The following is an 11,814-nucleotide window of genomic DNA, read 5'->3' on the forward strand; positions in this document are numbered from 1 at the left end:
GAGGTTCACGCCGGGATCTGTGGGAGCCCCGGGGTGAGATTCCCCGGGGCCACCCGACCGTCCGGGGCGGTCCGCGATCGACGCGGTGGGCCGGTGCCGGGAACGCTGCTGGAAGGCGGACTGGGTCATCGACTTGGACATCCGCGCCTTCTTCGACAGCGTTCCCTGGGATCTGGTCCTCAAGGCGGTCGCCGCCCACACTGACCGGTCCCAGTCCTGGGTGATGCTGTATGTGAAGCGATGGCTGCACGCCCCGCTGCAACTACCCGACGGGACACTGCGCGAGCGGGACCGCGGAACCCCCCCCAGGGCTCAGCGGTCCCGCCCGTCCTCGCCAACCTCTTCCTCCACTATGCGTTCGACGCATGGATGGCCCGGACCTTTCCAGCCGTCACGTTCGAACGTTACGTGGACGACGCGGTGGTGCACTGCGTCAGTGAACGCCAGGCACGGTACGTGCTCGCGGCGATCAGGAAGCGGACGGCTGAGGTGGGCCTGGAGCTGCATTCGGAGAAGACAAGGATCGTGTACTGCCAGGACGACAACCGGCGCGGCTCGCACGAGCACGTCGAGTTCACGTTCCTGGGGTACACCTTCCGCAGGCGCTCCGCGAGCAGGAAAGACGGCGGGATGTTCCTGTCGTTCATCCCGGCGATCAGCCGGGAGGCCCTGAGCAGGATCAGTGCCGAGGTGCGGTCCTGGCGGCTGCACCATCGCACCAGCCTGACCGAGGCGGACCTCGCACGCAAGATCAACCCGATCGTGCGAGGTTGGGTTAACTACTACGGAGCCTTCTACACGTCGGCTCGTTTCCCCTCCTGGAGCGCATCAATGCCTACCCGATGCGGTGGATGCGCAAGAAGTTCAAGCGGCTGCGGGGACGCAAGAAAGCCCAGGACGCCTGGAACCAAGCCGTCGCACGACGGCCCAGGTTCTTCGCTCACTGGGCCTGGACCACCCACGTCCCCCAGGTCTGGTGACCAGAACGACAAGAGCCGTATGACGGGCGACCGTCACGTACGGATCTGTGAGGGCCGGGAGTTGAGACTCCTCCCGGCTACTCGGCGGGCAAGCTCCGTTTCCCGATCTCCCCTGATCGTCTGGTCCACAGAATTGATCGTCTGATCTGCAGAAATCACACGATCTGGGAAGGCCGGGCCCTGCTACGCATCATCATCGAGCTGCCAGTGTCAGACTTCGCCGATAAGGGCGACGGGTGACTGACTGGCCGGGCAGGTCCACCAGGCAACCGCGTACACGTTCTTCGCCACCATCGGATGGTCATGGCCGGGGCAGGCCAGCCGCGGCGACGCCTGGGCACCGCCCACTGCCGGGACGATGATCGACTGGAGCCAGTCAGCCACCTCGACTAGAAGATTCGCAGGCGACACGTCGTCTCTCACGAGTCGCTTGCCCTCCTCGACGCCTGCGGCGACGACAGTCCCAGCGTCGTCACCCTCTGGGCACCATGCGATTTCGGGCTTTGCGCCGTCGCCTGCGGCGAGATCGCGCAAGGCTGCCTGCAATGGCACCTCGACCCATTCGGGAATCGCATTATTTGGCATTTTAACATGATCCTTTGATTGCGCTGGCCCTGTAATGGCGCGATTGATTCCGGCGCGGTTAGGAGGGGCGAGCTTGCCCAACTCCGACCTTGCCTCGCCTGCTGCCGTGGTGTTCACGATCAGCGAGGCGAGACAACGTACGGCGGCAGAGTGACCCGTGCCTGTTTGAAGTGCTCAGAGTTCACACGGGTCGCGCTAACCTCGTCCTCCCGGAAGGTTTGGATGAGCACGTACTCCTCCAGATTCTCGATGTTGCGTGAGCAATCGAACCAGAGGCAGCCGGGGTCGAGGCGGGTCGCTGCAGTGAAATCTGCCGCGATGGCCGGCCAGTCCTGCGCGTGTTGACACTTGATCCGGAACTTGTCAGTGATGATGATCACCAGTTACTCCGCTGGAGCTGTGCGTCCAAGGACGCCCAGCGACATGTTGTCGCCATTCGGTATCTCCGTGAGTTCGATGATGTTGCCGTCGGGGTCGCAGCCGTAGGCCGAGCCGTACTCTCCGCCGTTCACCTGGACCTTCAGTGGTGCGTGCACGAACTCCATGCCAAGCTCGACCAGTCGCGCGTGCGTCGCTTCGATGTCATCGACAGCGACCGCGAAGTGGGTATAGCCGAAGTCGTAGGGCCGCAGCGGCTCGAGCGGCTTACCTTCAGGCGACGACCACTGGAAAAGTTCGATGAAGCAGTTCTTCGTGCGCATCGTCACGACATGAGCGGCCGGAGCATCGATGCCGGTCAGGGTGGATACGAATTCCGGGAAGTCTTCGAGGTAGTGCTCGAAAACCAATTCAAATCCGAAGGCGCGTTCGTAGAATTGTCGGAGGCGATTCAGGTTCGGCGTGTGGATGTTGATGTGGTGAATGCCGTGATTCACTCTGCCTCCTGATTGTTGATTGCTGCCGTCGCAGATCTGGGATTCTCGGCCAAGGGCGGGGGCGCCGACGCCTGGGCTTTCATCTGAGCGAGCCGTCTCTTACGGTCACCTCGCTTCTTGAGGACGATCGCTGCGCCTACGGCGACAATCAGAGCACCCCCGTTGAAGTAGTTGCCGATGTAGAGGGCGCCGCCGCCGACGAGCTGGAGGCCGGCGACACCAGTGCCGAGCATCGCAAGCGCCAGGATCGTGCCCCAGATGTTGAATCGTCCCGGCTTGATCTGGGTCGAGCCCAGGAAGGCTGCCGCGTACGCGGGCAGGAGGTATGCCGGCCCGATGTCAGCGCTGATCGACACCGTCTGTGAGGACAGAAGGATGCCGGCGATACTCGCACCGACGCCGGACACCACCATCGTCGTGAAGATGTACCGGCCGGTGGGAACCCCGGCGAGGCGCGCAGCCTCACGATTGGCGCCGGTCGCGCAGAGCCGCCGCCCCAGTGGAGTGTGCTCGAGCACGTACCAGGCGACGACCACGACTACGGCGAGGTAGTACGTGATGACCGGGATGCCCAGCGGCGAGGACGACGTCAGACGCTGGAACGACTCCGGGACGGGTCCAACATAGGAGCCCTTCGAGAGCTGTACCGTCGTTCCCAACAGGATCGAACTCACGCCGAGGGTTGCGATGAAGCTGTCGAAACCCATGACGGCCACCAGGAAGCCGTTCAGCAGCCCCACCGCGAGCCCGAAACTCAGGCCGCAGAAGATCGCGAGGCTGACACCCATGTGACCGTTCGTCATGAGGTACGCCACGAGCAGCGCGGTCGAGCCGAGATTCTGCGCCGCCGCGAGGTCGAAGACCCCGGCTGCGAGCGGGAAGAGCACTGCGATCGCCAGGATCGCGGTCAGGGTCTGTGCGTTCAGAATCGAGATGAGCGTCGTATGGGTCAGGAAGAGTGGAGTCCATACCCCGAACACCACGATCAGAACAGCGAGGACGACCAGTCCGCTGTAACGCCGGACACCTGCCTCGGCCAGGCGTCTCGCCCATTGGTGCGGCTGTGGCTTGTTGGACGTTGGCAACTGCGTTCGGCGTCCGGAGACCGCGGACGTGGAGATCTGTGAGGGCGTCATTGGCCTGCCAATTCTTTCTCGGCTGGGGATTCATGGAGCGCGGCGGCGGTGGCCCGATCGACGGTAAGCGCAGCTCCGCTGAGGTCGGCGACCACGCGGCCTTCTCGCATGACGATCACTCGGTCCGACACCGAGACGACCTCCTCGATGTCGCTCGACGCGATCACGACCGCCGCTCCGAGCCCCACCACGGCGGCGAGGTGCTCGTAGATCGCAGTCTTCGCACCGACGTCCACGCCCGCGGTCGGTTCCTCAAACAGGAACACTCGCGCACCACATCGCAACCAGCGCGCGATCACGACCTTCTGCTGATTGCCTCCACTCAGGGAGGAGAGCAGCGCCTCGGGATCGGACGGCACGACGCCCAGGCGACCGAGCCAGACGGCGACATCCCTACGCTCGGAACGCGCGCTGAGCCATCCGACCGGACCCGATCGCAGCTTCGGCAGGGTCATGTTCTCGCGCAGCGACCAACTCTGGATGCCGCTGAGCGTTTTGCGATCGGCAGGCGCGAACGCCATGCCGGCCTCGATTGACTGCGCAGGAGTGTGTCGCAGCGGAAGGACGGAATCGCCAACCCGGATCTCACCCGAGGACCTGGGTGCCGCTCCGAACACAAGGTGCACCAGGTCGTCGAATCCGGACCCGTTCAGGCCCGTCACGCCCAGTACCCGACCGGCGTGGACGCTCAGGGACGCGTCGGCCACACCTGGCCCCGTGAGGCCCTGCACGTTGAGGATCACCTCGGACGATGGTGCAGTCGCGACTGGGTGCAGATTCTCGATCTGGCGCCCGGTGATCAGTTCCACGAGCTGGGGCTCGTCCAGTGTCGCCACGGGGACGGTCGCGACCTTGCGACCGTCCCGCAGGACCGTGACCCGATCGGCGAGGCTGAAGACCTCGTGCAGTTTGTGAGTCACCCAGACGATCGATGCTCCGCGATCACGAGCACGCTTCACGAGGTCGAAGAGCAGGACGCACTCCTCGGTCGGCAGCGATGCAGTCGCCTCGTCGAGCACGATGATGCTGTTCTCCTGACCGCTGTGCAGGGCTCGCACGATGGCGACCATCGCCCGGTCCGCGGCGCGGAGCCGGCTGAGCGGGACTCCGGGATCCAGGTGGACACCGTAGGAGGCGAGGGCGTCGGCGGCCGCCTTCCGCTCCCGGCGATCGGACACCCACCACTTTCCTTGGTAGGCCTGCCCCAGCCGGAGATTCTCTGCAGTGTCGAGTTCGTCGATGACTCCGAGATCCTGGTGGATGAACCGCAGACCCGCCTCACTTGCCGCCGCTGCCGAGCCGAGATGGAAGGGCTCGTCGTTGCGGGTGGCGACGGCACCATGCTCAGGATGGTGGTAGCCCGCGAGGATCTTGATCAGAGTCGATTTACCCGAGCCGTTGTGACCGAGCAGCGCGTGGACCTCGCCCACGCCTAGCTCGAAGTCGACGTCGCGCAGTGCCCACTGCCCCTGGAAGGACTTCGAAAGACCCGAGATGGCAAGGGCGGCCGGGGCGGGCCGAGGCCCAATCGCGTCGGAGGTCATCTCAGCTCCCAGTTCCGTGCACGCCGACGGTGGGGCGCGATCACCGTATGCCCCAAGCCTTGTAGAAGGCCTGCTCGTAGTCCTTGGCCTGGAAGGATGCCGGCAGCGAGCTCGCGTTGTCCTTGGTCACGACCTGCTGCCATCCGGCGGGGTCGACCAGGTCGGCAGGAATCTTCTCCTTGAGCACATCGCGAGCGGCCGTGTCGAGCACCCGGTAGGAAGCCATTTCGAGCTCGACGGCGATGCCGGCGGTTGCCTGTCCCGACTTGGCCAAGTTGATGTCGTTCCCGCCCGGCATCATGACGTTCATGATGTATTTGACCTTCGAGTCCAAACCGGCCTGCTTTAGCGCTGCAGGCAGACCCTGACCGAAGACGTCGACCGTCGTGACGACGTACTTGATCTGCGGATGCGTCCGCAGGTAGCCGACGACGATCTGGTTGTTCACCGGTGCAGGGTTACTAGCCGACACGTTGATCCCACTGACGCTGCCACCAGCGGCCTCGGCCTGCTTCTTCATCCCCGCCATCTCGTCGGCCTGAGACTTCAGGTCGGGCTGCAGAACAAGTCCTACATTGGGGTTCTTCTCGAGCGCCTGCGGAATCTTCATCGCGGTCACACCCGCACCGACGAACTCCTTTGAGCAGGACAGGCAGTTCAGGAACGCAGGCTGCATGGTTCCGTTGATCGGGATCAGCCCGATGCCCGCTGCCTTCGCGGCCTCGACCGTCTTGGCCTGCGTTTCGTACGGAAAGGCGCTGTTCCAGGTCATGTAGTCCGGCTTGGCCTTGATGCCCTGGCGAAGTGCCGTGTTCAGGGCGTTGGGGCCGCCCGAGATGTCGTAGGTGATGATCTTCAGGTTCCAACCGAGCTTCGAGATGCCGGTCTTGATCGGAGCGAAGGTCTGCACACACGAAGGGACATTGCACTGCACGACCACCATGTTCACGCCTTTACGCGGCGTTCCGCTCAGTCGCGGAATCTCTGGCGGCGGGCTGGTCGCGCTGAACGAAGCCAGCCCGGCAGGCGCTGAGCCCACTGTGTTTCCGGCACCGTTCGTCCTGCTGCCGGTTGACGCTCCGTCCGAGCTGCATGCGCTCAGTGCCAGCGCGGCGACGGCAGTAAGGGCACCAAGGCCGATCACGCGAAGCCGGATTCCTCTATTTGCACCCATCGTTCTCTCCTTCATCGACCGGCACCGCAGCCCAGCGGGCAACGATCGCCGAGGCTTGTTCGACGACAACATCAACTGGCTCTTTCGGGTATGGGCGAAGAGAGCCTCACGCGATGCCTGGAATTCAAACGCTGAGGGACGCGGTTTCCACGCCTGTCACCTAGAGGCCGGGAGGCTGCTCCGGCGTTTACGCTTTCGGATACCGAGAAACAAGGTCGTAGTAGGCGGACTGGTAATGCGTGTCCAGATCCCAGATACCCGGGCGCGGCCCGGGAATCGACAGCCCCGGCTCATATACCCCGCGCTTCATTCCCTCGATGTGAGCAGCCCAGGCCGCGCGGACAGCGCCGGCCAGGTCGTCGGTGTCCATCTCGTAGAACGCCAGAACGTCCGGCAGCTTGACAGTCGTCTCAGGCAGCTGGGCAGAAGTCGGCCGAAGGCGTTGACCCGTGACGATGCCCGGCAGGCTGCAGATCTGCTCCAGGTGCGGGTCGTACCACTCCAGGACCTCCTCGGCGACCTCAGGCGAGGTCGGCCCGCCGAACACCAGGAAGGCGATGTCTGCGGTGAGTTTCCATTCGCTGTCCCGCGGCCATTGGATGACGAGTTCGTAGAAGGACGGCTGATAGTGCTCATCGAGTGCGAACGAACCCGCGGGAGGGCCGGGGAGCGACCTACCGGCCTCGTATTCACCCCGCTTGCTGCCCTCTCGATAAGCAGCCTGCAGCGCGGCGACAGCGCCGTCCAGATCATCGGTGTCGTACTCGTAGATCGCCAGGGTGGCCGGCAATTCGACCGTCGTTCGCGGGAACTGCGTACTGCTCGGCCGGTAGAAATGCGCTGCAGTGACGCCTGGGAGGCTGCACGCCTGCTGCAAGTGTTTCTCATACCACTCGTTGACAGCTGCCTCGTGCTCGGCGGAAGTCGGTCCACCGAAAACCAAATGAAGCGTCTTGACCATTCTCGACTCCTCTGCTGATGACCCCGTTGTGATCGGCGATCACGAATCGATCTCCAACCGGGACGACATGTTGCGATGAACTCTTCAGAAGAGTTAATCCTTGGGCTGTTGGTCTGACAAATGATCTGAGTGCACGGTTTCACCGCTTTGTGGCGCTGGTGGGCCCTCCCGATCAGCTCTGGCCTCACGTGCCGAACGGCCCGGCGGACATCCCGCCGTCGGCGACGAACTCGGCGCCGGTGCAATAGCTGCTGGCGTCGGACGCCAGGAACAGAACAAGTTCGGCTATCTCCTCTGGTTGCGCCATCCGGGCGATCGGCAAGCGCGCCACGAGCGAGTCGATGTCACTCTCGAAGGGAGCCCGCACCATCGGGGTGTCGATGGCACCAGGATGAACGCTGTTGACCCGAATGCCGGCAGGACCAAGCTCGATCGCGGCAGCTTTGGTCATACCGCGTACGGCCCACTTGGTGGCCGAGTAGGCCAGGGTGGACGCAACTCCGACCAACCCGTTCACCGACGAGATGTTCACGATGGAACCACCTCCCCGTGCGCGCAGCTCGCCGACAACTGCGCGCATCCCCAGGAAGCAGCTGACCTGGTTGATGCGGATCATTCGCTCGAACGAGCTGAGCTCAGTGTTCTCAAGGAGCGCGGACTCGTGGACAGCGGCGTTGTTGACGAGGATGTCCAGCCCGCCGAAGCGTTCACGCGCGAATGCGACCACCTGCTGCCAGTCGTGCTCGTTGCTGACATCGTGCTCCTCGAACACCGCAGTCGATCCGATGTCCGCCGCAACGGCACGGCCTTCCGCGGTCAGGACGTCGGTCAGGACGACACGGCAGCCGTGGCGGGCGAAGAGACGCGCTTCCGCCTCTCCCTGCCCTCGCGCCGCACCGGTCACGATCGCGACTTTCCCGTCTAGCAACATGCTGGCTCTTTCACATTCGACGAAACGAAACTCGAGGTCGTAAGCTGAGCAATTCGGCTTGGAGCAGCGCTCTGCGCTGCCGTGCTGAGTTACATGACGCTGAGCCGATCAGTGCCGCGGGGCTTCATCAACGCAGGGCAAACAGTGCGTCGGCCATGCATGCCCCAGGCGAGGTCCCCCTCATCTCGAAGATGAGACGTGGTGCAAACGGCGGGTGGCCGAGTTCCGTGAACCCCAGACCCATGTAGTGGCCCTAGAGGCGATCGTCAGGATGCTGATCGCGAGGTCGGTGTGCGTACTGCGCGCTTGCAGAGCTCCTGCAGTGAACGTGTCAGTGGGTCCGAAAGCCAGCCCGCACCCGAAGGTCACGCGCCAGGCGACGCCGTAACGAACGCGCCCGTCCCGGAGGCAACGGCATCCGCCGCGGACTCGCGCTTGAGCCTGTCGCTCATGTACTTGACCATTAGGTTCGTCCACACACCGAAGACCACGAGCGGGATCCAGTACGCAATCACGCCGTCCCAAGCGAACGGACCCGTCTTGGTGAACACAACGAAGACACCGAAAGCCTGGTCAAGTCCGGTGAAGACGGTGAAATACGCGAACCACCGCGGGAACGTCGGCTTGGCGTCCTTGTCGCTCAGCATCGCCCACCCGAGGAAGGCGAACTGAACCGCGAAACACCCCGCGACCGAGTAGAGCGGCATCCATGCGTCGTCGTACATCGCGTGCAGGATCTCGGCCGGACGCTCGGGCCGGAAGGCGAGGGTCATGAAGTCGGTCCACGGAGACACGAGCCCCAGCGTTCCGATGACGCCCAGGATGATCTGTACGTACGCAGCCTCGGCGCCGGTGATCCGCTTGACCTCCCAGGCGATGGCCGCGCAGAAGGGGGCGTAGAACACCGCTCCGATGGCCCCGACAACGGCGCCGATGCGGATCCCTGTGGTATGCGAGCGGTAGTAGTTCGCGATGTCCTGCGCGCTCTCACTCGGGGACTGTGGTGGGAGAACGTGCGTGAGCACGAAGGCGATCGTTAGCGACGTCATGGCGACGCTGATCGAGTAGATGCAGACCTTGTGCATTGTCCTGTTCAACATGCCTCCGCACGTGTGAGAAGCGTCAATCTGGCATCCCGCCGAACCCGGCCCGGGGCGAGCTTTGCGACAATGTAGGGCTTGGACTGTTGGTCTGACAAGGTTCAGCCGAGAGGTTTCGGGTGAGCGCCGATGGGCAGTCCCCCGGACGGGCGACGGCTGCAGATGTCGCTGCGCCAGCTCGTAACTGATCCGCCGGAGCCCCCGTGTAGGTGTGCACGTCGCAGCCGGCAGATCAACGCTTCGACCTCGGCAGTGAGCCGGCCTGGCCTGTTCGCGGGCCGTTGCGAGCGGCCCACCGACCCGACCATGCCTTGCTGCTCGAAGTCGGCACCTCCGCGAGTGCAGCGACTGAAACGACGTGTTGTAGCGCACCGCTACCTCGCCGAACGATGAAGCGTGTCCCGACGACGATCGATTCCGGTGAAAGGTGCTCACTCGACTTCGCATTGGTCAGATATGCAGATAAGGACTGATCGACTCGATATCGCGGACGCTTCCGTGTCGGCGGAGATCCGGTGGCCCTGACGGGTCAACTCTGCAGCGAGCTTGCGGGTGGACTTGGTGGTCCAGCGCAGCGGTGACATGGGATCCCCGCGGACATCAGGCTCGACCAGGGCAAGTAGCGCGGGCCACAGGAGGGGATCCAGATCGACGGTCCGCTTGCGGCTACCGCCGGCCCTGCGGACCCGCCCCAACGGGGGCTCCCCGGAGTCGAGTTCCCGCACGCCGAGCGACACAGTCGCCTCACGGACGCCGGCTGCACGAGCGACCGCTCTGATCCCGCCGTGGCCGAGTGATCGGGCCTCCGCCCCCATCAGCAGACGCCGCTGTCGCTCGTCCAGATGAGGCAGGATTGCCCCGAACTTCGCTGCCAGCACGGCCCATTGCACTTCCAGCTCACCCATACCAGACCCTTGAGAATCAGGAGTGGTTCGGGAGGACCAGGCATGGCTGATGCCCCGATGCTGTTGTTGTGGCTTTCGTTGAATGGCCACCTGGTCCTCCGGGACGCTCTGTGTTGCTGATTGAGATCTGCGGTCATCTCTGGTTAAGGGGCTGCTGCAGGGTGTTCCAAGGACCAACAACCCGCTGGTCAAGAAGGAACGGAACGGCAGTATGGACGCCGGACACGAACGCTTATGGGTCGGTATTGACGTCGGGAAGGGCCACCACTGGGCGGTGGCGATCAACGACACGGGTGAGCCTGTCTTTTCGCGGAAACTCCCCAACGACGAGGCTGAGACCCTCCAGCTGATCGCCGCGGCCTGCGACACAGCCGAGCACGTGCGATGGGCGGTCGACCTGCGGGGCAAGACCGCCACCCTGCTGCTGGTCCTGCTCGCCGCACACGGTCAGGAGGTCACCTACGTGCCAGGCCGAAGCGTCAACCGGGCCGCCGAGGGCTACCGCGGCGACGGAAAGACGGACGCCAAGGACGCTCTGATCATCGCGGACATGGCCCGCGTCCGCCGGGACTTCAGCACGATCACCATCCCGGCCGAGGAGGTCTGCACCCTCCGGCTGCTGACCGCGAACCGACGGGACCTGATCGCAGACCGAGTCCGGCTGGCCAACCGGATGCGCGACCTGCTGTGCGGCATCAGTCCGGCCCTGGAGCGGGCCTTCGGCTACGCCCGCTCCAAAGGAGCGGTCGTCCTGCTGACGCACTATCAGACACCGTCCGCTCTGCGGCGTACGGGCGTAAAAAGGCTGACCACAGGGCTGGGGCGACGGAAAGTCCGAAGTCCCCGGAAGCTGGCGGAGAGGGCCGTCGAGGCTGCTGACGAGCAGCACACTGCTCTGCCGGGCGAGGCCCGCGCCGCGGCCCTCCTGAGCGGGCTGGCGTGCCAGCTGCTTGCGCTGGACGAGCGGATCGCGGCCAACGACCGAGAGATCCGCGAGACGTTCCGTGTCGACGAGCGGGCAGAGATCATCGAGTCGCTGCCCGGCATGGGCCCGATCCTGGGTGCCGAGTTCGTCGCCATCGCCGGTGACCTGTTGTCCTACCGTGACGCGGGCCGCCTGGCATCGCACGCCGGCCTGGCGCCGGTTCTGCGCGACTCCGGACGCCGGACGGGCAACTTGCACCGGCCCAAGCGGTACGACCGGCGTCTGCGCTGGGTGTTCTACCTCTCCGCGCAGAGCGCCATGCAGTACCCCGGCCCCTCCAGAGACTTCTACCTGAGAAAACGAGCCGAGGGCCTACGGCATGTCCAGGCCGTTCTCGCTCTCGCCCGTCGCCGGGTCGACGTGCTGTGGGCGATGCTCCGCGACCACCGCCTCTACGCAATCACTCCTCAGACTGCCCCTGCCCACAGCTGACGCGGCGTGTCTCCAGGGGCTTGACAGGTCATTGAGATTCAACGAGCCGAATCGCAGGAAGCAACAGGTTGACTCTCTGCGAGCCCTTATTGATCCGAGACGGTGGGTGTTCTGGGGCGTTGATCCCTGCGTGCGTGAAGTGGTGGGGGATGCAAGGCAGTTGTTGCCTCGGCGCAGGAGGCCCTTCGGTTGCGGGCGGTGGCCGC

At 64.4% G+C, this 11,814-nt stretch carries 11 protein-coding genes and 2 pseudogenes; 3 read left to right on the forward strand and 10 right to left on the reverse strand.

Annotated elements, in window-relative coordinates:
- Positions 1-240 precede the first annotated feature (240 nt).
- A pseudogene (locus IEZ19_RS52335) lies at positions 241-771 on the forward strand (reverse transcriptase domain-containing protein); the annotation flags it as partial.
- Positions 772-851: 80 nt separating this feature from the next.
- A complete protein-coding gene (locus IEZ19_RS52920) occupies positions 852-980 on the forward strand; it encodes a hypothetical protein (RefSeq protein WP_268248790.1) in 129 nt (42 codons plus the stop codon).
- A gap of 210 nt (positions 981-1,190) precedes the next feature.
- On the opposite strand, the gene IEZ19_RS47960 is transcribed toward IEZ19_RS52920, so the two are convergent.
- The 10 genes and pseudogenes from IEZ19_RS47960 to IEZ19_RS48000 form a co-directional block, all read right to left on the reverse strand.
- Entirely contained in the window at positions 1,191-1,682 is a 492-nt protein-coding gene (locus tag IEZ19_RS47960) for a hypothetical protein (protein WP_229841681.1), read from the reverse strand.
- A 2-nt stretch (positions 1,683-1,684) separates the two neighbouring features.
- Positions 1,685-1,945, reverse strand: coding sequence for a putative quinol monooxygenase (locus IEZ19_RS52340; RefSeq protein ID WP_229841682.1), 261 nt, complete (start codon positions 1,943-1,945; stop codon positions 1,685-1,687).
- Positions 1,946-1,948: 3 nt separating this feature from the next.
- A complete protein-coding gene (locus IEZ19_RS47965) occupies positions 1,949-2,440 on the reverse strand; it encodes a VOC family protein (RefSeq protein WP_189317668.1) in 492 nt (163 codons plus the stop codon).
- On the reverse strand, positions 2,437-3,576 hold the full coding sequence (locus IEZ19_RS47970; RefSeq protein WP_189317669.1) for an ABC transporter permease: 1,140 nt from the start codon (positions 3,574-3,576) through the stop codon (positions 2,437-2,439). Before IEZ19_RS47970 ends, IEZ19_RS47965 begins: the two co-directional genes overlap by 4 nt.
- Positions 3,573-5,120: a sugar ABC transporter ATP-binding protein gene (locus IEZ19_RS47975; RefSeq protein WP_189317670.1), complete on the reverse strand. Its 1,548-nt coding sequence runs from the start codon at positions 5,118-5,120 to the stop codon at positions 3,573-3,575. The genes IEZ19_RS47970 and IEZ19_RS47975 overlap by 4 nt, the downstream gene beginning before the upstream one ends.
- A gap of 40 nt (positions 5,121-5,160) precedes the next feature.
- On the reverse strand, positions 5,161-6,294 hold the full coding sequence (locus tag IEZ19_RS47980; RefSeq protein WP_189317671.1) for a sugar ABC transporter substrate-binding protein: 1,134 nt from the start codon (positions 6,292-6,294) through the stop codon (positions 5,161-5,163).
- A gap of 187 nt (positions 6,295-6,481) precedes the next feature.
- Positions 6,482-7,255 carry a hypothetical protein gene (locus IEZ19_RS47985; RefSeq protein ID WP_189317672.1) on the reverse strand — a complete coding sequence of 258 codons (774 nt, stop codon included), beginning with the start codon at positions 7,253-7,255 and terminating at the stop codon, positions 6,482-6,484.
- Between the two features lie 184 nt (positions 7,256-7,439).
- On the reverse strand, positions 7,440-8,186 hold the full coding sequence (locus tag IEZ19_RS47990) for a glucose 1-dehydrogenase (RefSeq protein WP_189317673.1): 747 nt from the start codon (positions 8,184-8,186) through the stop codon (positions 7,440-7,442).
- Between the two features lie 365 nt (positions 8,187-8,551).
- Positions 8,552-9,286: a hypothetical protein gene (locus IEZ19_RS47995; protein ID WP_189317674.1), complete on the reverse strand. Its 735-nt coding sequence runs from the start codon at positions 9,284-9,286 to the stop codon at positions 8,552-8,554.
- A 497-nt stretch (positions 9,287-9,783) separates the two neighbouring features.
- Positions 9,784-10,191: pseudogene (locus IEZ19_RS48000) on the reverse strand (ISAzo13-like element transposase-related protein); the annotation flags it as partial.
- Positions 10,192-10,402: 211 nt separating this feature from the next.
- Between IEZ19_RS48000 and IEZ19_RS48005 the strand changes: the two are divergent.
- Positions 10,403-11,608: an IS110 family RNA-guided transposase gene (locus tag IEZ19_RS48005; protein ID WP_189317675.1), complete on the forward strand. Its 1,206-nt coding sequence runs from the start codon at positions 10,403-10,405 to the stop codon at positions 11,606-11,608.
- Positions 11,609-11,814 lie beyond the last annotated feature (206 nt).

Source organism: Streptomyces brasiliensis (assembly GCF_014647875.1).
Lineage (GTDB): Bacteria > Actinomycetota > Actinomycetes > Streptomycetales > Streptomycetaceae > Streptomyces > Streptomyces brasiliensis.

What these genes read in the sequence shown, in the direction of transcription:
- IEZ19_RS52920 (WP_268248790.1), top strand. Translation starts at nt 852, where the DNA reads ATGCGCAAGAAGTTCAAGCGGCTGCGGGGACGCAAGAAAGCCCAGGAC.
- IEZ19_RS47970 (WP_189317669.1), bottom strand. Translation starts at nt 3,576, where the DNA reads ATGACGCCCTCACAGATCTCCACGTCCGCGGTCTCCGGACGCCGAACG.
- IEZ19_RS47975 (WP_189317670.1), bottom strand. Translation starts at nt 5,120, where the DNA reads ATGACCTCCGACGCGATTGGGCCTCGGCCCGCCCCGGCCGCCCTTGCC.
- IEZ19_RS47980 (WP_189317671.1), bottom strand. Translation starts at nt 6,294, where the DNA reads ATGGGTGCAAATAGAGGAATCCGGCTTCGCGTGATCGGCCTTGGTGCC.
- IEZ19_RS47985 (WP_189317672.1), bottom strand. Translation starts at nt 7,255, where the DNA reads ATGGTCAAGACGCTTCATTTGGTTTTCGGTGGACCGACTTCCGCCGAG.
- IEZ19_RS47990 (WP_189317673.1), bottom strand. Translation starts at nt 8,186, where the DNA reads ATGTTGCTAGACGGGAAAGTCGCGATCGTGACCGGTGCGGCGCGAGGG.
- IEZ19_RS47995 (WP_189317674.1), bottom strand. Translation starts at nt 9,286, where the DNA reads ATGTTGAACAGGACAATGCACAAGGTCTGCATCTACTCGATCAGCGTC.
- IEZ19_RS48005 (WP_189317675.1), top strand. Translation starts at nt 10,403, where the DNA reads ATGGACGCCGGACACGAACGCTTATGGGTCGGTATTGACGTCGGGAAG.